Genomic DNA, 18,519 nt, shown 5'->3' with positions numbered 1-18,519 from the left:
GATTAGAACGTTAGAAAACTCCATGTCCGTATCGCTAGACCTGACACATCCTGTTGCCCGGGACAAATCCCGTGATGCCATTCGAACCGCGATCGTTGAAAAGCCATCGTTGATTGGCTTGTCGCGTGCGGAAATGGGCGAGGCGCTGGTTGCGATCGGCGTGCCTGAACGTCAGATAAAGATGCGCGTCGCGCAGCTCTGGCATTGGCTATATGTGCGCGGCGTTTCCGATTTTGCCGATATGCTGAACATTTCCCGGGACATGCGTGAATTGCTGGACCGGCATTTCAATATTGCGCGTCCGGAGATTGTCGAGGAACAGATCTCCAATGATGGCACGCGCAAGTGGCTGTTCCGCTTCCCGCCGCGCGGGGCCGGACGTCCTGTCGAGATCGAAACCGTTTATATTCCGGAAGAAGGCCGAGGCACCCTGTGTATTTCCAGCCAGGTCGGCTGCACCCTCACCTGCTCCTTCTGCCACACGGGCACCCAGAAGCTCGTCCGCAATTTGACCGCCGAAGAGATTCTGGCACAGCTACTGATCGCCCGGGACCGCCTCGGCGATTTCCCCGATCGCAATACGCCCGATGGCGCCATTGTGCCCGCTGAGGGCCGCAAGGTTTCCAACATCGTGATGATGGGAATGGGCGAGCCGCTTTATAATTTCGAGAACGTCAAGAAGGCTCTGCTGATCGCCTCCGATGGCGATGGCCTGTCGTTGTCCAAGCGCCGGATCACATTGTCGACTTCAGGAGTCGTGCCGGAAATTTATCGCGCAGGCGAAGAGATTGGCGTCATGCTGGCAATCTCTTTGCATGCGGTGAACGACGACCTGCGCGACATGCTCGTGCCTATCAACAAGAAGTACCCGCTGAAAGAATTGCTGGATGCATGCCGGGCCTATCCGAGCCTTTCCAATTCGAAGCGGATCACCTTCGAGTATGTCATGCTCAAGGGCGTCAATGACTCGCTCAACGATGCCAAGCAGCTTGTCAAGCTGCTCAGGGGCATTCCGGCAAAGATCAATCTGATCCCGTTCAACCCCTGGCCCGGTGTGAATTACCAGTGTTCCGATTGGGAACAGATCGAGAAGTTCGCCGATTACGTCAACAATGCCGGCTACGCCTCGCCGATCCGCACTCCGCGCGGACGTGATATTTTGGCAGCCTGCGGTCAGTTGAAATCAGAATCGGAACGCATGAAGAAGACGGACCGTCTGGCGTTCGAGGCGGCCATGATCGCCGGGCACGGCGAAGATTGAGCCGGATCCTGTTCTACTTGCTGCGTTTTGCCCTGATCACGTTTGGCTTCGTCTGCGCGATTTTCGCCGCATCGCTGTTCCTCAACCTGCTGCTGCTTGGTAGTTCCGAGTTGATCGGCTCGGAGGGTCCATTCTTGTATTTGACCGTTCCGGCTTTTGCGGTGGTAATTGGCTACAGCATCTTCTTTCCCGCGGCGATTCTTATCCTGTATGCCGAGCTGACCGCCTGGCGCGATTGGCTATTCTATGCGCTCGGCGGTGCTGGCATTGCCGTCGTGATCATTGTCTGGAAATGGCGGCCGCAGGCAGAAGACACAAGTACATTCGCAGCAATCCTTGCCACCGGTGTTGTCGGTGGCTTTGTATACTGGCTGATTTCAGGACGCAGTGCAGGCGGGATCGCCCAGCTTCCGAAAGACCTATAGCCTGGCGCACTACTTCGCTTGTGCCATCAGGATCTTTGCCGCGAAAGCGGAAAAAACGCCCGCGAAAAGCCAATCGGTGATCCGGGTGACTGTCGGGTTTTTCTTGAGCAGTTTTGAAAACTTGTCCGCCGCGATAATCATCGGCGCAACCACAGGCAAGGCGAGCGGGATAAACAGCACACCTAGAAAAAACAGCTTTCCGGGTGCGTGAGGGTCCGAGGCCGAGACGAATTGCGGCAGGAAGGTCATGAAGAACAGGATGATTTTCGGATTGAGCAGATTGATTCCGAAACCGGTCAACCAGTTTTGAAACAATGTGTGGGATTGGCCGACCTGCTTTTCCGGCGAGAACGCTGAGCCATGTCGGATGGCCTGATAGGCAAGCCATACCAGGTATCCTGCGCCGACGATCTTGAGCGCAAGGAACGCGGTCGGCGACGCAACAATCAATGCGGAAAGCCCGATAGCCACCATCGTCGTGTGTACGACAACTCCGCTGCTTGCGCCGGCCAGACAAGCAAAACCGGCCGCCTTGCCTTCCGACAAAGCCCGTCCCACGAAAAGCGTCATATCAGGCCCGGGTGTGATTGACAGAACGAAGGTCGCAACGGCGAACTGCAGGATGATGGACCATTCGGGAATGAAGTTCATTTACAAGCTCCGCAATGAATTTTGTCGGAAGCTAACGCGACTATCGGATTTTAACCACCCGTTTTCGGTTCCTGCGGCTCATTTTATATGATGCATTTTCGTACGTTGTTCTCGAACAGCTGTCGTCTCCGGTTCACCGAGCGAGACAAGTCCTGCAGAGGCAAGCCGCAGCTCTCCGAGACCAGCCTTGCCAACATCACCGCACCTGCTAAAAGACCTGCAAGAAATAGCGAATATGCAGGAAAACAGAATGAACAAGTGGAAAGACGTCAAGAAGGTCGTCCTCGCCTATTCGGGTGGACTCGACACCTCCATCATCCTGAAATGGCTGCAGACGGAACTCGGCGCTGAAGTCGTTACCTTCACCGCCGATCTCGGCCAAGGCGAAGAGCTCGAGCCGGCGCGCAAGAAGGCCGAAATGATGGGCATCAAGGAGATCTATATCGAGGATGTGCGCGAGGAATTCGTTCGCGATTTCGTCTTTCCGATGTTCCGCGCCAATGCCGTCTATGAAGGCGTCTATCTGCTCGGCACTTCGATTGCCCGCCCGCTGATTTCAAAACATCTCGTCGAGATCGCAGCTCGCACCGGCGCTGACGCAATCGCCCACGGCGCGACCGGCAAGGGCAACGATCAGGTCCGCTTCGAGCTTTCCGCCTATGCGCTTAATCCGGATATCAAGGTGATCGCACCCTGGCGCGACTGGACCTTCAAATCGCGCACGGATCTTCTGGAGTTTGCGCGCGAACATCAGATTCCGATCGCCAAGGACAAGCTCGGTGAAGCCCCGTTCTCCGTAGATGCAAACCTTTTGCACTCTTCGTCGGAAGGCAAGGTGCTTGAGGATCCGTGGGTGGAGGCTCCGGAATACGTGCACCAGCGCACGATCTCGCCGATGGAAGCGCCAGATAGAGTAACGGAAATCGAAATCGCCTTTGAAAAAGGCGATGCGGTTGCCATTGACGGCAAGCCGCTCTCCCCTGCAACATTGTTGAAAGCGCTCAACGACCTTGGCCGCGACAATGGTATCGGCCGTCTTGATCTGGTCGAAAACCGTTTCGTCGGCATGAAATCGCGCGGTGTCTACGAGACACCGGGCGGCACCATACTTCTCGCCGCACATCGTGCAATGGAATCGATTACGCTCGATCGCGGTGCGGCCCATCTCAAAGATGAATTCATGCCCCGTTATGCCGAACTTATCTACAACGGCTTCTGGTTCTCGCCGGAGCGTGAAATGCTGCAGGCCATGATCGACAAAAGCCAGGACGATGTCGAAGGCACCGTTCGTTTGAAGCTATACAAGGGCAACGTCATGGTTTCCGGCCGGAAATCAAAGAAGTCGCTCTATTCAGACGCTCTCGTGACTTTCGAGGACGACCGCGGTGCTTATGACCAAAAGGATGCCGCCGGATTTATCCGCCTTAACGCGTTGCGGCTGCGCACGCTTGCCGCCCGCAAGCGCAACAGCTGATACTTCCGAACACGAAACGAAGCGGGGCCCTGCCCCGCTTTTTGTTTTCAGCGATGCTGCTACTTTCTTGACGACGCGGCTTGTGGCTGCACCGTCTCCGTCTTAGATGTTAGAACCTTGTTGTTCTTCCCACCTGACGGAGCGCCCCCATGTCTTCAACAAAACCGTCCATCAACGCAGCATTGACAGAATGGACCGGGCCTCTTGGGCTGCCCGACTTCACCGCTTTCAACGATGATGACTTCGCTGCTGCCTTTGATGCCGCCCTGGCGGCAGACCTCGCCGATATCGAGGCCGTGGTTGACCAGCACGACGTCCCAACGATTGAGAACACGCTGAAGGCACTGCAACTTTCTGGCAAGGACCTGGATCGTGTCTCGGCAATCTTCTGGCTGCGGGCCGGTGCCCACACCAATGAAACAATACAGGCGCTTGAGCGGGTCATCGCACCGAAAATGTCACGCCATTCTTCCTCGATCATGATGAATCCGCTTCTCTTCGCGCGTATCGATTCGCTTTACGAGCAGCGCGATCTGCTCGGCCTCGATCCCGAAACGGATCGTGTGCTGGAAAAAACCTGGAAAGGTTTTGTGCGCAGCGGCGCGCGGCTCGACGAACAGGGGAAGGCACGGCTTGCCGACATCAATGAAAGGCTCGCAAGCCTTGGCGCGCAATTCGGACAGAACGTGCAAAAAGACGAAGCTGACTGGGCACTTTTCATCACGGACGAGACGGAACTAGCCGGCCTACCGGATTTTGTGCGTGACGCAATGCGCGGTGCCGCCGAAGAGCGTGATCGACCCGATGCTTGGGCAGTCACCTTATCCCGCTCCATCATCGAACCCTTCCTGTCCTTCTCCGAAAATCGCTCCTTGCGGGAAAAGTCGTTCCGTGCCTGGGCCGCTCGAGGCGAAAACGGCGGGTCGACAGACAATACGGCCATCGTTGCCGAAATGGTGAAGCTGCGCGCCGAGAAAGCCAAACTGCTGGGCTATCAAAGCTTCGCGGCTTACAAGCTCGATGACACGATGGCCAAGACGCCCAAGGCGGTTATGGACTTGCTGGAACCGGTCTGGGACAAAGCCAAGGCGCGCGCCGCCGAAGAAGAGACCGATCTGCAGCGTCTTATCACCGGGGAAGGCCGCAATCACAAAGTCGAACCTTGGGACTGGCGCTACTATGCCGAGAAACTGCGCAACGAGCGTTTCGCTTTCGACGAGGCCGAACTGAAACCATACCTGCAACTGGAGAAGGTCATCGAAGCCTGCTTCGACGTCGCGACACGTCTGTTCGGAATTACGTTCGAGGAGAAACAGGGCATTCCGACCTGGCATCCGGATGTCCGCATCTGGGAAGTTTTCAATGCGGATGGCAGCGAACGTGGTCTTTTCCTCGGCGATTATTTCAATCGCCAATCGAAGCGCTCTGGCGCATGGATGAGCGCGCTCCAATCGCAACACAAGCTCGACGGCGAGCACAATCCGATCATCTACAACGTTATGAATTTCGCCAAACCGCCCAAGGGTGAGCCCGCTCTGCTATCGCTTGATGGTGCGAAAACGCTGTTTCATGAGTTTGGCCATGCGCTGCATGGACTTTTGTCGGACGTCACCTGGCCAGCGGTTTCCGGCACATCCGTATCGCGTGACTTTGTCGAATTGCCATCTCAACTCTACGAGCACTGGCTGACCGTGCCGGCCATTCTTGAGAAATATGCAATTCATTACCGTACTGGCGAAGCGATGCCGAAAGCCTTGCTCGACAAGGTACTCGCAGCCAATACATTCAATGCGGGGTTCAACACCGTTGAATTCACCTCGTCTGCGCTGGTTGACATGGCGTTTCATGCGGACGGTACCCCGCCCGTCGATCCGATCAAATTCGAGGCCGATACATTGAGGCAACTGGAGATGCCCGACGCCATTATCATGCGCCATCGCACCCCGCACTTCACCCACGTGTTTTCCGGAGACGGTTATTCAGCCGGCTATTATTCCTACATGTGGTCGGAGGTGCTGGATGCGGATGCGTTCAAGGCTTTCGAGGAGACCGGCGATGTGTTCAACAGTGATCTCGCCGCGAAGCTGAGACAGTATATTTATTCAGCGGGTGGAAGCCGCGATCCGGAAGATCTCTACAAGGCGTTTCGCGGCAAGATGCCCACGCCCGATGCCATGATCGAAAAGCGTGGGCTTTGATTTGATTAAAGTCCAGATCAGGCCTTGGCGAAATCCAGAAGGTCCTTGTTGAGTTGATCCTTGTGCGTCGTTGCAAGACCGTGAGGCGCACCGGGATAGACCTTCAAGGTAGCGTTCTTCACGATTTTGACAGCCTTGCGCGCCGCATCGTCAATTGGCACGATCTGGTCGTCATCGCCATGGATGAACAAGGTCGGAATGTCGAACTTCTTCAGATCTTCGGTGAGGTCGGTTTCGGAGAATGCTTTGACGCAGAAGTAGGAGGCGGGCATTCCAGCCATCATGCCTTGCAGCCAAAAGAAATCTCTGACGCCTTCGGAAATTTTCGCACCAGGACGGTTATAGCTGTAGAACGGTAGCGACAGGTCTGTGAAGAACTGTGATCTGTCAGCGAGAACGCCATCGCGTATGCCATTGAAAACGTCGATGGGCAGGCCTTCGGGGTTGGCTTCGGTTTTCAGCATCAGCGGTGGAATAGCCCCGACAAGCACTGCTTTGGCAACACGTTTTGTGCCATGCCGTCCGATATAACGGGCAACTTCGCCGCCGCCCGTCGAATGGCCGATCATGATTGTATCCTTCAGATCAAGCTTTTCGAACAGTTCCGCCAGATCGTCCGCATAGGTGTCCAGATCATTGCCATTCCAAGGCTGGCTGGAGCGTCCATGACCGCGGCGGTCATGGGCAATGACCCGGTAGCCATTTGAGGCGAGGAAGAACATCTGGTCCTCCCAGGCATCCGAAGAGAGCGGCCAGCCATGGCTGAAAACCACCGGCTGTCCCTTACCCCAGTCCTTGTAGTAGATCTCGGTACCGTCGTTTGTGGTGATGGTAGGCATAGCTTGTCCTTTCGCTGGTTGTGGCTTGATTTTCTGCATTTGGGCAGCGAACGCGGCCCTCGGAAAACGCGGGGGAGATGTCATGTGTAACGGGATATCGCTCTGGGTGTAGCTGTCTTGGACAACCCTAGTACGACAACCCTTGGTGTCAATTAATCGATATACGTACGTTGAGGTTGCTACGCGTGGCCTCCGAATAGGGGCAAACAACGTGCGCAGCATCGACAATTTCCCGAGCCTGTGCAGCTTCCACGCCCGGCAGAGTGACTGCGAGCGCAACGTCCAGGCCGAACCCCTTGCCGTCCTCGCGGGGACCAATGCCAACTGTTGCAGTGACAGCGCTCTCCTCGGAAAGTTTAACTTTCTTCTGGCCGGCTACATATTTGATCGCGCCAAGAAAGCAGGCGGAATAGCCGGCGCCGAAGAGCTGTTCCGGATTGGTGCCATCACCGCCATTCCCGCCAAGCTCCTTTGGCGTTGACAGCGTAATCTGCAGGCGGCCATCCTCACTTGCTGCTCGGCCCTCGCGGCCACCAGTTGCCGTCGCTTTCGTTGTGTAGAGAATGCTCATCATTTGTTCCTTAGGTTGGTTAGTCAGCACAATTTAATTTGCATACAATTAAATTGTGCGCAATAGATATTTTGGTGAGTGACGAAAAATTAAATGGTGCGCAATTCAATCGGGCCTGCTATTGTGCGTTGCCCTGAAAGGACGACAAACAATGAACGCAACATCGGGAAAGGCACCGGACTCGCTGCTCAAACTGGAAAACTTCCTGTGCTTCGCTATCTACTCGACCGCCAACGCCGTTACGCGCGCCTATCAACCGCGCCTGGTGGCGCTCGGCCTGACCTACCCGCAATATCTTGTGATGGCGGTACTCTGGGAGCGCGAAAGCCAGACGGTTAAATCGATCGGCGACAAGCTCAGCCTTGATTCCGGCACGCTAACCCCGCTTCTAAAACGCCTGGAAAGCGCGGGCTTGATTACACGCCGCCGCGATACGGTTGATGAGCGCCAGGTTCTGATCGGACTGACTGGCAATGGCCGCGCCATGCGCGAACGGGCCGAAGCTGTGCCCATCGCTATGGGAAAGGCATTCGGCTGCACCTTGGACGAGGCAAAAGGGCTGCGTGCCGAGTTGATTACCATGCGCGACAACCTCATCGCGAGCATCGACGCAGCAAATAAAAGGGCGCAGTTTTCCCGCGCCCTTCTATAGTTCAATAGGCTAGATTATCAGGCCGCGATCTTCTTCGGCTGGATGAGCCCGCGCGCAACCAGAAGCTCGGCAATCTGGATTGCATTAAGTGCTGCGCCCTTGCGAAGGTTGTCGGAAACGATCCAGATGGAAAGACCATTTTCGACCGTAATATCTTCGCGGATACGCGAGATGTAGGTGGCATCTTCACCGGCAGCTTCGTAAGGCGTGATATAGCCACCATCTTCGTGGCGATCCACGACCAGGCAGCCCGGCGCATCGCTCAGGATCTCGCGGGCTTCCTCGGCACTCATCGGGCTTTCGAATTCGATATTTACCGCTTCCGAGTGGCCAATAAACACTGGTACGCGCACGCAAGTCGCCGTGAGCTTGATCTTCGGATCGAGCATCTTCTTGGTTTCGGCGACCATCTTCCACTCTTCCTTGGTCGAGCCATCTTCCATGAAGACGTCAATGTGTGGAATGACATTGAAAGCAATGCGCTTGGTAAACTTTTTGGCCTCCACCGGATCGGCGACGAATACCGCCCGCGACTGCTGAAACAGTTCGTCCATTCCGTCCTTGCCGGCACCCGAAACCGATTGATAGGTCGCGATGACCAGGCGCTTGATCCTGGCCTTATCATGCAATGGCTTCAACGCGACCACGAGCTGCGCAGTCGAACAGTTCGGATTGGCGATGATGTTCTTCTTGGTAAAGCCGACAATTGCATCGGGATTAACTTCCGGCACGATCAGCGGTACGTTTGAATCGTAACGCCAAGCGGAGGAGTTATCGATGACAACGCAACCCTGCGCGCCGATCTTCGGCGACCATTCCTTCGAGACGTTACCGCCGGCAGACATCAGGCAAATATCCGTATCGGAAAAATCGTAATTCTCGAGGTTTTTGACCTTAAGCGTCCGGTCGCCATAGGACACCTCGGTTCCCTGCGAACGGCGCGACGCAAGCGCCACGACTTCGCTGACCGGAAACCCGCGCTCTTCCAGTATTGTAAGCATTTCGCGGCCCACATTGCCTGTGGCACCAACAACCGCAACCTTGAAACTCATCTGTAATATCTCCTGTCCCTCTCTGCTGTATAAACCCGCTGGCCACTGCGGGTCTTCTCCCCCGGGCCGGACCCGGGAGGGGGCGACCAGGCCAAGGGAAATCAGACCGTTTTAGTGGTCGTTTTCGCAGTCTGTTTGGCCGAAATTTTAAGGACAAGAGTACGCGCGTCAATGCCGCCGGCGAGCTTGCCGGAACCGTTCGTCAATAACAGCGCTGTTGATTCGCCACCCATGCGGGCTTCTCCTTGTCCGCCTGTGCTTGTACGCGGTTTCGGTAAAGAGTCAATTGTTTCGGCAAATGACAAGAATATGTCGCGTTACGCACAATTTTCGGCAATTGACGTAAGCTGCGGGCTTTGCTTTGATCAATATATGGTGAACACTTCATCCGTATATCGGGTGCGTGACCTTTTGGGGGGAAATTCCGGAGGACACCCACCAACGCGTTGTCTACGGCGAGCAATTCTGGTCCGCAGCTGACCACGCGTAGTGTCGACAGGTAATGGCATGACAAGGGGGTTACCTGTCGTGTTCTTGGCTCAACTGCTGTTTTCTGGGAGAAAATGAAATGACAACCACTACTGTGGCCGACGATTCTAGTCGGGGTATGACGAGGGAGGAAAAGAAGGTCATCTTCGCTTCTTCGCTCGGAACCGTTTTCGAATGGTACGATTTCTATCTCTATGGTTCCCTGGCCGCTTTCATCGGTACCGCCTTCTTCAGTGAGTATCCGGAAGCGACGCGGAATATCTTCGCGCTACTGGCCTTCGCCGCAGGCTTCCTGGTTCGGCCATTCGGCGCCCTCGTTTTCGGACGCATCGGTGATCTTGTCGGCCGTAAATACACGTTCCTCATCACCATCATGATTATGGGTCTGTCGACCTTCCTTGTCGGTATTCTTCCAGGTTCAGCCAGCTGGGGTATTGCCGCGCCCATCATCCTTATTGCCCTGCGCATGCTGCAAGGGCTCGCTCTCGGGGGTGAGTATGGCGGTGCAGCAACGTATGTCGCTGAACACGCACCAAACAATAGACGCGGCTACTATACGTCCTGGATTCAGACCACAGCAACACTTGGTCTTTTCCTTTCCCTCGTCGTCATCCTGATCATTCAGAATTGGCTCGGCAAGGAAGCGTTTGCTGCATGGGGTTGGCGTATTCCATTCATTCTATCTTTCATACTCCTCGGTATCTCCGTCTGGATCCGTTTGTCCTTGAGCGAATCGCCGGCGTTCCAAAGAATGAAGGAGGAGGGTAAAGGCTCCAAGGCACCGCTATCGGAAGCCTTCGGGCAGTGGAAGAACGCCAAGATCGCTCTCATCGCGCTCCTGGGCCTCACTGCCGGCCAGGCCGTTGTCTGGTATTGCGGCCAGTTCTACGCATTGTTCTTCCTGCAGAACGTCCTGAAGGTCGACGGCCAGTCAGTCAATATCATGATCGCCATCGCGCTCCTGCTCGGAACCGGTTTCTTCGTCTTCTTCGGCTGGCTTTCCGACAAGATCGGTCGCAAGCCTATCATCATGGCCGGTCTTGCCTTGGCAATCCTGACGTATTTCCCGCTGTTCAAGGCATTGACCTGGGCAGCAAATCCTGCGCTCGCCATGGCACAGCAAAATATTCGAGCGACCGTCACAGCTGCACCGGGCGACTGCAAGTTCCAGTTCAATCCGACTGGCACGGCCAAGTTCACTACCTCGTGCGATATCGCGACCTCTTACCTGACTCGCAACTCGGTTCCCTATGACGTCGTGGCAACGGCGGCACCAGGTACTGTAGCGACGGTGAAGATCGGCTCGGAAACGGTCGAGTCCTACGACGCAACAGCCGCCGGAGCAGACGCAAAGGCAAAGGACGTGGCTTTCGCCAAAAGTGTCAACATCGCGCTTCAAGACGGCGGCTATCCCCTCGTCCGCGATCCGGTGAAGGTCGTCGACTCGAAGCTTGATGCTCTGGTCGCGGCCAATCCGAAACTGGCTCTCGATGCTGCCGCGATCCGCGGTGGCGAAAAGACGCTCGTTCCGGTTGACCAGGCCATCAAGGACAAGTTGCTGACCGCAGAAGAGGCTGCCGGCGCAACCGAGGTGCCGGTCTATACTGTTCCCGGCGCAGGCGCGTTCAAGATGGTTGCCGATCCGGCCGCTGTCAACTGGACAAAGGTCATCGCGATCCTGTTCGTGCTCGTGCTCTATGTGACAATGGTTTATGGTCCCATCGCCGCAATCCTCGTCGAGATGTTCCCGACCCGCATCCGCTACACCGGCATGTCCTTGCCCTATCATATCGGTAATGGCTGGTTCGGCGGGCTGCTCCCGGCGACGGTCTTCGCAATGAGCGCGTTCAAGGGCGATATCTACTACGGCCTGTGGTATCCGATCATCGTTGCAGCCATGACCCTGATAATCGGTCTCATTTTTGTCCGTGATACCAAGGGAGTCGATCTCCACGACATTAAGTGACCCGGTAAAAAAAAGCCCGGCATGATTTCTCATGCCGGGCTTTTGTTTGTCCAGATTTCGATACTACGTTGCAAGAGCCTGGAATTTGGCGAGAATTGCGTCACCCATCTCAACGGTCCCGACTTTGGTCTTGCCTTCCGACATGATATCCCCCGTGCGAAGGCCATCTTCGAGCACACCGGCTACGGCCGCCTCCAACCTGTCAGCTTCGGCGACCATGTTGAACGAGTACCGCAGACACATCGCGAACGACGCGATCATCGCGATCGGGTTGGCTGCGCCTGTCCCGGCAATGTCCGGCGCCGAGCCGTGCACCGGCTCATAAAGCGCCTTGCGCTTGCCAGTCTTGGCGTCGGGCGCACCGAGTGAAGCCGACGGCAGCATACCGAGCGAGCCGGTGAGCATTGCGGCGATATCGGAAAGCATGTCGCCGAACAGATTGTCGGTGACGATGACGTCGAACTGTTTAGGCCAGCGAACGAGCTGCATTCCGCCGGCATCGGCTAGCATATGTTCGAGTTTGACATCTGGATATTTCGTCTTGTGAGTAGCCGTAACCACTTCATTCCACAAAACGCCCGACTTCATGACGTTGCGCTTTTCCATCGACGTCACCTTGTTGCCGCGCGTGCGCGCCAGCTCAAAGGCAACGCCAGAGATGCGCTCGATCTCATAGGTGTCATAGACCTGTGTATCGATGCCGCGCTTCTGGCCGTTGCCGAGGTCGCGAATTTCCTTGGGTTCGCCGAAATAGACGCCGCCCGTCAGTTCGCGGACGATCAATATGTCGAGACCTTCGACAATTTCCTTTTTCAAGGACGATGAATCGGCAAGTGCAGGATAGCAGATCGCCGGCCGCAGGTTGGCAAAAAGCTCCATATCCTTGCGCAAACGCAGGAGGCCCGCCTCGGGGCGCACATCATAGGGAACGCTGTCCCACTCTGGTCCGCCAACAGCGCCAAACAGGACCGCGTCGGCGGCCAGAGCTTTTGCCATATCGGCCTCGGAGATCGCCTTGCCATGCACGTCATAGGCGCAGCCGCCAACAAGCCCCTCTTCCAATGAGAAGTCACTGTTCAGTTCCGCATTCATATAGGCGATGATCTTGCGGACTTCGGCCATTGCCTCGGGGCCGATACCATCCCCCGGAAGAAGGAGAAGCTTTCTTGCTGCCATTGTAGAACCCTCACAAAAAGACGCAGAAAAAAGCCCGGATAACCGGGCTTTCAGATTAGGATATTGCTTTCAGGCCCAAGGATGCTTTTCGGCATTGGACGCTTCGAAATTGTCGATCTTCGCCGCCTTTTCCATGGTCAGGCCGATATCGTCGAGACCATTGAGCATGCAGTAGCGACGGAACTCATCGAGTTCGAAAGTGATCGTACCGCCATCGGGACCCTTGATCGTCATTTCTTCAAGGTCGATGGAGATTGTCGCATTTGCACCGCGCTGCGCATCATCCATCAGCTTGTCGAGATCTTCCTGGCTTACCCGGATCGGCAAAATGCCGTTCTTGAAGCAGTTATTGTAGAAAATGTCGGCAAAACTGGTCGAAATTACACAGCGGATGCCAAAATCCAGAAGGGCCCATGGCGCATGTTCACGGCTCGAGCCGCAACCGAAATTATCACCGGCGACGAGAATCTGCGCCTTGCGATAGGCCGGTTTGTTAAGAACGAAATCGGGGTTTTCCGAGCCATCTTCATTATAGCGCATTTCGGCAAAAAGACCGGTACCAAGACCCGTGCGCTTGATCGTCTTCAGGTAGTCCTTTGGAATGATCATGTCGGTGTCGACGTTGATAATCGGCAGCGGAGCTGCGACGCCGGTGAGCTTGGTGAATTTGTCCATGATATCTGCCTGTAGATATTGGGTAATGATTTTGCGTTTCGCTTTACACCAGCTTTACTTCGAATCAAAGCTTTTCGCCTGTGGCACTTTGGGCGAAGTCCCTCAATCCCTTGTGATTGTCCTTGTCTTGACTGTCCGATCAAGGCAAAACAGGTGAATGATCCGAACTTTCCGTCCTCGCCGGTCCGTGCTGTATGTTCCCGCGTCAAACAACCGGGCGCTGGCCAAAGCAGCATCGCTGGATGCCGATGCCATCATATTCGATCTGGAGGATGCCGTAGCGCCCGACGTCAAGGAAGATGCGCGCGAGATCTTGCGGGAATACTTCCTGGCTCATCCCCAAAGCAAGGCCGAACGCATTGTCCGTATCAATGGCCTGGCGAGCGAATGGGGCGCTGAGGACTTGCTTGCTGCTCGTGCCTGCAGACCGGACGCCATACTCCTTCCCAAGGTGGAGACCCCGCAGGATATCACCGGCGTTGCCGAAATTCTCGAGGAGACCGATGCTTCGGACGGCATTCGTCTCTGGGCGATGATCGAAACGCCGCGTGGGATCCTCAATGCCGATGAAATTGCCGAGCTTGGATTGCGATCGACGGCGCGGCTCGACTGTTTTGTTATCGGGACCAATGATATTTCGAAGGAAACCGGAACGAGAGGGCGCGGCGCTCTCGGGCCGTGGATCATGCAAGTTCTGTTGTGTGCCAAAGCCGGCAAACTTGATGTCATCGACGGCGTATACAATGATTTCTCCGACCTCGACGGGTTTGCGGCCGAATGCATCGAGGCCGTTCGGATGGGTTTTGACGGAAAGTCGTTGATCCATCCATCACAGATTGAAACAGCAAACTCCTCCTTCCTTCCCGACTCAGCTTCTGTCGCGGAGGCCAAAATGATCGTTGAGGCATTCTCCAATCGGGAAAACCTTGGCAAGGGAGTGACTTCACTGAATGGCAAGATGGTCGAACGTCTGCATCTCGAAATGGCAGAAAAGCTGCTGGAAAAACTCGACATAATCGGCAAGAAATGAAATCAGCATGCCGATTTCTCGTAGATTAGGGAAAGAACGTCACATGAAACTGTACCGGATTTTAACAGGTCCCGATGATGCAAGCTTCTGCCACAAGGTGACGGCAGCCATAAACAAAGGCTGGCACATTTATGGTTCACCCACCTATGCGTTCAATTCAGCAACAGGCGTGATGCAATGCGGTCAAGCTGTTGTCAAGGATATCGATGGCGTCGACTATGAACCGGGCATCAAGCTGAGCGATTACTGAAACTCGCAGCAAACTTTATTCAGCACTTGCTTCTATGCGTTCCATGTCCTCATCCGACAGACCGAAATGATGGCCGATTTCGTGGATGAGAATATGAGTGACAATGTCGCCTAGCGCTTCTTCATATTCAGCCCAGTAGTCGAGAACGGCGCGCCGGTAGATGGTGATCCGGTTGGGCTGCTCGCCAGTTTGCAGCGAAAACCGCTCCCCGATACCTGTCCCTTCAAAAAGGCCAAGCAAATCGAACGGCGATTCAAGTCCCATATCCTCGATAATCTGATCGTCTGGAAATTCGGATACCTGAATTGTAATGTCGCCGCATAGCGCACGGAACGTTTCAGGCAGATGAGCATAAGCCTCGATCGCCAATGATTCGATTTCGCCCAGCGATGGTGACAGGCGATTCGCCCAGTCAGCGGTTTGGTTACTTCTGGCCATCATAACTCCTGGAGAGCTCTCTGGCGTCATATAGGGCCTTTAACCCATATATGCGAGTGGAGTTGTCGCAGTCAGGAGCGCGCTGACCCTGCGATCAATAATCGTTCCATTCGGCGAAAACTCTCGACCAGAACAGCCGGGTCATTCAAACCATGGGCGAGCATGATTCCACCTTGCCATTCGGTCACCGCATTGCGTGCTATGCCCAAGGCGCTGGAAGGGCGAATACCGGAACGGCCAAGCTCCCGCCCTATGAAGCCGATGAGAAGACTGAACGCTTCGGCGGCTCGCCCTGCAGCTTCAGGCGATTCATGCCTGAAGTCACGAATTCCCAGAGCAATCGGGCATCCATGCTCCACCCTGCTTTTGAGTGAGTTCGAGAGCTTCTCAATAAGGAGCTTTAAACGTGTACGCGGGTTCTGGTCGGTCACGGTGATTTCCGCCAGCATGCCTTCGGTCTCGGCAACGAAGATATCGGCAACGCCACGCGCCAGCTCGGCCTTACTCTTGAAGTAATAGTAGATATTCCCAAGCGGTACGCCAGAATCGGTTGCAATATCGGCAAGACTCGTCGTCGCATAACCCTGTCGCCAGAATAATCCGGCGGCTGTAGCAATCAGAATTTCGCGTTTGTCGTTACGCTTTGTCATATTCGCAAGCAAGTCAGTTGCACAACTGACTCACTATGCCGCAAACAATCCTGTATGAAAAGCCTTGGTGCAACTCAATCCTCGATTGGGCGCGCTTCCGATGGCAGCATGATCGGAATGCCGTCTCTCACGGGATAAGCCAGATGTGCCGATTTGGAAACCAGTTCTGACCTTTGTTGATCGTAAACGAGTGGACCTTTGGTCAAGGGACAGACCAGCAGTTCGAGCAACTTGCGATCGATCACTGTTTCGTGTTTCGCTTCAGTCATGCCTCACCCCTGAAATATCTCACTGGAGGCTGCCCTCATAATCATCCTGATCCTTGGCTAGCGCAATCTCGGTAATCGCGATCAAGGTTTCAGCTCTCGTCTTTAAATCCGCAGCCTCCAGGAGTGCCTGTTTTTCAGCTGCACCAAAGGGCGACATCATCGCCAATGCGTTGACCAGCGTCTCATTGCCGGCCCGCGAGATGCCGTCCCAATCCGCTTCAAGGTTGTTTGCATCCAGATAAGCACGAAATACCCGCAGCAATGCGAGCCTGTCCACTTCCGAATCGTCTGGTTCGTCGAGATCGGCACGCAGTGGGGCGATCTTGCATTGACGAAATGGAGTGCGAGTCGAGAGTTCCTTGATGACCCGAAAGCGGCATATGCCCTGAAGAGTTATCAGCAAACGGCCATCGCCGGTTTCAGCAAAAGATGTGATCCGGCCCAAGCAACCAACTTCACACAGATCGCCACCATCCTCATTGTCCTGGTCGAAACGCGGCTGGATCATGCCGATTATTCGCTTGCCGCTGAGCGCCGCGTCCACCATAGCCAGATAGCGTAGTTCGAAAATGTTGAGTGGCAGTTGCCCGCCAGGAAGCAGCAACGCACCCGAAAGGGGAAAGATCGGCACGTTTTCAGGGATATCATCCAGCGTCCGATAGCGAACATTTCCAGCTTGCATTGCCTACTCCGGCCCGAAAAAATCGGGGTCTCGGCTATTGTGCCTGATTTCCGTCAAGAGAACAGTAGGGAAGATAATTTACGGCGTGCAGTGACCGAGGCTTCATCCGCGGCTCCCCAAGCGTCGAAAAATTGCAACAGCTGCTTGCGGGCACCATCGTCGTTCCATGCCCGATCAGCCTTCATGATTGCGAGGAGCTGGTCTGCGGCTTCGTGGCGCTGGCCTTTGGCATTCAGAATCATCGCAAGGTCGAATCGTGCCGCGTAATCCTTCGGGTTTTCCTGAAGCCGCGCCTCCAACGCCACCGGATCGCCAAGTTTTGCCACCTGCTCAGCCAATGCGATCTTGGCCTCGGCGGCACGGACACCCGCGTCGTCTTTGCTCGCGGCAGGCACTTGCTCCAAGGTGGCTTTGGCCTTGTCGAGTTCACCGAGCTCGATCAAACAATTGGCTAAGCCCGCAAGCGCCGCCACGTGGTCTGGCACTTCGCCAAGGACAGCAGAATAAATCTGGGCCGCCTGCTCGACATCGCCGGCTTCTACAGCATGAGCCGCTGCGTCGAGTGCCGACTGGATGGCCGCATCCCCGCCCCCATCGGGCGACGCAATACGATCGATGAATTCTGTCACCTTCGATTCCGGGAGGGCTCCCATGAAGCCATCGAGCGGCTTGCCGTCGGCGAAAGCGATGACAGCGGGAATGGACTGGATTCCAAGCTGGCCAGCGATAGCCGGATGGTCGTCGATATTCATCTTGACGAGCTTGACCCGTCCGCCAGCTGCGCGAACTGCCTTTTCAAGAATAGGCGTGAGCTGCTTGCATGGTCCACACCACGGTGCCCAGAAATCCACAAGGACCGGCTGACTTTTCGATTCCGCAATCACATCTTTGGAGAACCCAGCCGTGGTCGTTTCCTTGATGAGGTCGCCGGCGCTGGCTGCAGCTCCGTTTGGAGACGGCGTTCCAAAGGAGACGGTTTGGGCGGCCGAGACTGCGCCATAGCCGCTGCCGAACGGGTTATCGATTTTGCTCATGAAATTCTCCCGTCATCTGCCGTTCCATTCAACCACAACCTCTTGCAAAGGCCAACTCATGCGACGAGGTATCAGTTTGGTGTTGCCACGTCGATTTTCAAGATGAGAGGTTCATGTCCGGTCATCTTGAGGAACGCCAGCAGGTCTTCGCGCCGGATCGATGTCGTGGCCTCATTCGTCAACGGATGGGCGTTGATAATGCCATGCTGCATGAGCTTTTCGTCCAGCACCACGCTGACTTGGTGCTGCGTGTCGTTGATCAGCCCGAACACACTTACGGCTCCTGGTGTCAGACCAAGGTACTCCAGCAGTTTTTCCGGTTTGCCGAACGATACACGGCTCGCAGCGCCGATCTTGCTGTGAATTGTCTTGAGATCGATCTCGGCATCCTCGTCCACCGTCACCAGAAAGTAGTTGTCTTTCTTGTCCTTGAGAAAAAGATTCTTGGTGTGAGCGCCAGAAACCTGCCCACGCAGGTTCCGGGCCTCGGCTACTGTAAACACAGCGGCATGACGAATGGTCGACACCTCTATGCCCATGTCGCCGAGATACTGCATCAACTCGTCGAATGACTTGCCCATGACGGCCTTTTCGCTGGTCTTTCGGGTAATAACCGTATGTTCTCGTAATGGTTCAACCGCTCTTCCTCAAGGGGAAAGCCGAATCCGGCAGATGTTCATGAGCGATTTCCACCATATCTCGCAGAAGGCGAAATTTCCCTGTTGCAATTAGCCGGC

The 18,519-nt window shown here is 55.3% G+C and carries 21 protein-coding genes; 8 read left to right on the top strand and 13 right to left on the bottom strand.

All coding sequences use genetic code 11. The annotated features are described in order from the left end of the window. Positions 1–22: 22 nt before the first annotated feature. Both rlmN and N8E88_RS17955 read left to right on the top strand, forming a co-directional pair. Entirely contained in the window at positions 23–1,261 is a 1,239-nt protein-coding gene (gene rlmN / locus N8E88_RS17960) for a dual-specificity RNA methyltransferase RlmN (protein ID WP_262294857.1), read from the top strand. Beyond that, on the top strand, positions 1,258–1,686 hold the full coding sequence (locus N8E88_RS17955) for a hypothetical protein (protein WP_262294856.1): 429 nt from the start codon (positions 1,258–1,260) through the stop codon (positions 1,684–1,686). The genes rlmN and N8E88_RS17955 overlap by 4 nt, the downstream gene beginning before the upstream one ends. A 9-nt stretch (positions 1,687–1,695) precedes the next feature. Here N8E88_RS17955 and N8E88_RS17950 read toward each other — a convergent pair whose 3' ends face one another. Further along, on the bottom strand, positions 1,696–2,337 hold the full coding sequence (locus N8E88_RS17950) for a LysE family translocator (RefSeq protein WP_262294855.1): 642 nt from the start codon (positions 2,335–2,337) through the stop codon (positions 1,696–1,698). 250 nt (positions 2,338–2,587) lie between these two features. Between N8E88_RS17950 and N8E88_RS17945 the strand changes: the two genes are divergently transcribed. Both N8E88_RS17945 and N8E88_RS17940 read left to right on the top strand, forming a co-directional pair. Continuing rightward, a complete protein-coding gene (locus N8E88_RS17945) occupies positions 2,588–3,811 on the top strand; it encodes an argininosuccinate synthase (protein WP_262294854.1) in 1,224 nt (407 codons plus the stop codon). 149 nt (positions 3,812–3,960) lie between these two features. Continuing rightward, entirely contained in the window at positions 3,961–6,009 is a 2,049-nt protein-coding gene (locus N8E88_RS17940) for a M3 family metallopeptidase (RefSeq protein WP_262294853.1), read from the top strand. A 17-nt stretch (positions 6,010–6,026) separates the two neighbouring features. On the opposite strand, the gene N8E88_RS17935 is transcribed toward N8E88_RS17940, so the two are convergent. Beyond that, positions 6,027–6,848, bottom strand: coding sequence for an alpha/beta fold hydrolase (locus N8E88_RS17935; RefSeq protein ID WP_262294852.1), 822 nt, complete (start codon positions 6,846–6,848; stop codon positions 6,027–6,029). Positions 6,849–6,996: 148 nt separating this feature from the next. After that, the gene (locus N8E88_RS17930) at positions 6,997–7,419 is read right to left on the bottom strand and encodes an organic hydroperoxide resistance protein (protein WP_262295522.1); all 423 of its coding nucleotides are present in this window, start codon (positions 7,417–7,419) and stop codon (positions 6,997–6,999) included. A gap of 151 nt (positions 7,420–7,570) precedes the next feature. Here N8E88_RS17930 and N8E88_RS17925 point away from each other — a divergent pair, with 151 nt between their 5' ends. Next, a complete protein-coding gene (locus N8E88_RS17925; protein ID WP_262294851.1) occupies positions 7,571–8,071 on the top strand; it encodes a MarR family winged helix-turn-helix transcriptional regulator in 501 nt (166 codons plus the stop codon). Positions 8,072–8,088: 17 nt separating this feature from the next. Here N8E88_RS17925 and N8E88_RS17920 read toward each other — a convergent pair whose 3' ends face one another. Beyond that, entirely contained in the window at positions 8,089–9,123 is a 1,035-nt protein-coding gene (locus tag N8E88_RS17920) for an aspartate-semialdehyde dehydrogenase (RefSeq protein WP_262294850.1), read from the bottom strand. Positions 9,124–9,224: 101 nt separating this feature from the next. Next, a complete protein-coding gene (locus tag N8E88_RS17915) occupies positions 9,225–9,356 on the bottom strand; it encodes a hypothetical protein (protein WP_262294849.1) in 132 nt (43 codons plus the stop codon). A gap of 335 nt (positions 9,357–9,691) precedes the next feature. Here N8E88_RS17915 and N8E88_RS17910 point away from each other — a divergent pair, with 335 nt between their 5' ends. After that, the gene (locus N8E88_RS17910; RefSeq protein WP_262294848.1) at positions 9,692–11,578 is read left to right on the top strand and encodes an MFS transporter; all 1,887 of its coding nucleotides are present in this window, start codon (positions 9,692–9,694) and stop codon (positions 11,576–11,578) included. A 63-nt stretch (positions 11,579–11,641) separates the two neighbouring features. On the opposite strand, the gene leuB is transcribed toward N8E88_RS17910, so the two are convergent. After that, a complete protein-coding gene (gene leuB / locus N8E88_RS17905) occupies positions 11,642–12,754 on the bottom strand; it encodes a 3-isopropylmalate dehydrogenase (RefSeq protein WP_262294847.1) in 1,113 nt (370 codons plus the stop codon). A 69-nt stretch (positions 12,755–12,823) separates the two neighbouring features. Then, complete coding sequence (gene leuD, locus N8E88_RS17900) at positions 12,824–13,429, bottom strand: 3-isopropylmalate dehydratase small subunit (RefSeq protein ID WP_262294846.1); 606 nt, start codon at positions 13,427–13,429, stop codon at positions 12,824–12,826. 157 nt (positions 13,430–13,586) lie between these two features. Between leuD and N8E88_RS17895 the strand changes: the two genes are divergently transcribed. Together N8E88_RS17895 and N8E88_RS17890 are read left to right on the top strand one after the other, a co-directional pair. After that, the gene (locus N8E88_RS17895) at positions 13,587–14,459 is read left to right on the top strand and encodes an HpcH/HpaI aldolase/citrate lyase family protein (RefSeq protein WP_262294845.1); all 873 of its coding nucleotides are present in this window, start codon (positions 13,587–13,589) and stop codon (positions 14,457–14,459) included. 43 nt (positions 14,460–14,502) lie between these two features. Continuing rightward, positions 14,503–14,709 (top strand): DUF1737 domain-containing protein, encoded by a 207-nt coding sequence (locus tag N8E88_RS17890; RefSeq protein WP_112524959.1) that lies wholly within the window; start codon positions 14,503–14,505, stop codon positions 14,707–14,709. A 15-nt stretch (positions 14,710–14,724) separates the two neighbouring features. Here N8E88_RS17890 and N8E88_RS17885 read toward each other — a convergent pair whose 3' ends face one another. The 6 genes from N8E88_RS17885 to N8E88_RS17860 all read right to left on the bottom strand — a co-directional run bounded on the left by N8E88_RS17885 (position 14,725) and on the right by N8E88_RS17860 (position 18,363). After that, on the bottom strand, positions 14,725–15,147 hold the full coding sequence (locus tag N8E88_RS17885; RefSeq protein WP_262295521.1) for a metallopeptidase family protein: 423 nt from the start codon (positions 15,145–15,147) through the stop codon (positions 14,725–14,727). Between the two features lie 71 nt (positions 15,148–15,218). Further along, positions 15,219–15,797: a TetR/AcrR family transcriptional regulator gene (locus tag N8E88_RS17880; protein WP_262294844.1), complete on the bottom strand. Its 579-nt coding sequence runs from the start codon at positions 15,795–15,797 to the stop codon at positions 15,219–15,221. A gap of 74 nt (positions 15,798–15,871) precedes the next feature. Next, positions 15,872–16,066, bottom strand: a complete 195-nt coding sequence (locus N8E88_RS17875) for a Trm112 family protein (RefSeq protein ID WP_262294843.1) — start codon at positions 16,064–16,066, stop codon at positions 15,872–15,874. A 19-nt stretch (positions 16,067–16,085) separates the two neighbouring features. Continuing rightward, positions 16,086–16,748, bottom strand: a complete 663-nt coding sequence (locus tag N8E88_RS17870) for an LON peptidase substrate-binding domain-containing protein (protein WP_262294842.1) — start codon at positions 16,746–16,748, stop codon at positions 16,086–16,088. A gap of 53 nt (positions 16,749–16,801) precedes the next feature. Further along, positions 16,802–17,782, bottom strand: a complete 981-nt coding sequence (gene trxA / locus N8E88_RS17865; RefSeq protein ID WP_262294841.1) for a thioredoxin — start codon at positions 17,780–17,782, stop codon at positions 16,802–16,804. A 71-nt stretch (positions 17,783–17,853) separates the two neighbouring features. Continuing rightward, positions 17,854–18,363: a prolyl-tRNA synthetase associated domain-containing protein gene (locus N8E88_RS17860; protein WP_262294840.1), complete on the bottom strand. Its 510-nt coding sequence runs from the start codon at positions 18,361–18,363 to the stop codon at positions 17,854–17,856. Positions 18,364–18,519 lie beyond the last annotated feature (156 nt).

This window comes from Phyllobacterium zundukense, assembly GCF_025452195.1.
GTDB lineage: Bacteria > Pseudomonadota > Alphaproteobacteria > Rhizobiales > Rhizobiaceae > Phyllobacterium > Phyllobacterium zundukense_A.
This window is presented reverse-complemented; position numbering and strand designations above follow the sequence as displayed.

Bases quoted from the DNA above. Each gene is read 5' to 3' on its own strand.
- rlmN (WP_262294857.1), top strand. From the start codon at position 23: ATGTCCGTATCGCTAGACCTGACACATCCTGTTGCCCGGGACAAATCC.
- N8E88_RS17950 (WP_262294855.1), bottom strand. From the start codon at position 2,337: ATGAACTTCATTCCCGAATGGTCCATCATCCTGCAGTTCGCCGTTGCG.
- N8E88_RS17945 (WP_262294854.1), top strand. From the start codon at position 2,588: ATGAACAAGTGGAAAGACGTCAAGAAGGTCGTCCTCGCCTATTCGGGT.
- N8E88_RS17940 (WP_262294853.1), top strand. From the start codon at position 3,961: ATGTCTTCAACAAAACCGTCCATCAACGCAGCATTGACAGAATGGACC.
- N8E88_RS17935 (WP_262294852.1), bottom strand. From the start codon at position 6,848: ATGCCTACCATCACCACAAACGACGGTACCGAGATCTACTACAAGGAC.
- N8E88_RS17930 (WP_262295522.1), bottom strand. From the start codon at position 7,419: ATGAGCATTCTCTACACAACGAAAGCGACGGCAACTGGTGGCCGCGAG.
- N8E88_RS17925 (WP_262294851.1), top strand. From the start codon at position 7,571: ATGAACGCAACATCGGGAAAGGCACCGGACTCGCTGCTCAAACTGGAA.
- N8E88_RS17920 (WP_262294850.1), bottom strand. From the start codon at position 9,123: ATGAGTTTCAAGGTTGCGGTTGTTGGTGCCACAGGCAATGTGGGCCGC.
- N8E88_RS17915 (WP_262294849.1), bottom strand. From the start codon at position 9,356: ATGGGTGGCGAATCAACAGCGCTGTTATTGACGAACGGTTCCGGCAAG.
- N8E88_RS17910 (WP_262294848.1), top strand. From the start codon at position 9,692: ATGACAACCACTACTGTGGCCGACGATTCTAGTCGGGGTATGACGAGG.
- leuB (WP_262294847.1), bottom strand. From the start codon at position 12,754: ATGGCAGCAAGAAAGCTTCTCCTTCTTCCGGGGGATGGTATCGGCCCC.
- leuD (WP_262294846.1), bottom strand. From the start codon at position 13,429: ATGGACAAATTCACCAAGCTCACCGGCGTCGCAGCTCCGCTGCCGATT.
- N8E88_RS17895 (WP_262294845.1), top strand. From the start codon at position 13,587: ATGATCCGAACTTTCCGTCCTCGCCGGTCCGTGCTGTATGTTCCCGCG.
- N8E88_RS17890 (WP_112524959.1), top strand. From the start codon at position 14,503: ATGAAACTGTACCGGATTTTAACAGGTCCCGATGATGCAAGCTTCTGC.
- N8E88_RS17885 (WP_262295521.1), bottom strand. From the start codon at position 15,147: ATGGCCAGAAGTAACCAAACCGCTGACTGGGCGAATCGCCTGTCACCA.
- N8E88_RS17880 (WP_262294844.1), bottom strand. From the start codon at position 15,797: ATGACAAAGCGTAACGACAAACGCGAAATTCTGATTGCTACAGCCGCC.
- N8E88_RS17875 (WP_262294843.1), bottom strand. From the start codon at position 16,066: ATGACTGAAGCGAAACACGAAACAGTGATCGATCGCAAGTTGCTCGAA.
- N8E88_RS17870 (WP_262294842.1), bottom strand. From the start codon at position 16,748: ATGCAAGCTGGAAATGTTCGCTATCGGACGCTGGATGATATCCCTGAA.
- trxA (WP_262294841.1), bottom strand. From the start codon at position 17,782: ATGAGCAAAATCGATAACCCGTTCGGCAGCGGCTATGGCGCAGTCTCG.
- N8E88_RS17860 (WP_262294840.1), bottom strand. From the start codon at position 18,363: ATGGGCAAGTCATTCGACGAGTTGATGCAGTATCTCGGCGACATGGGC.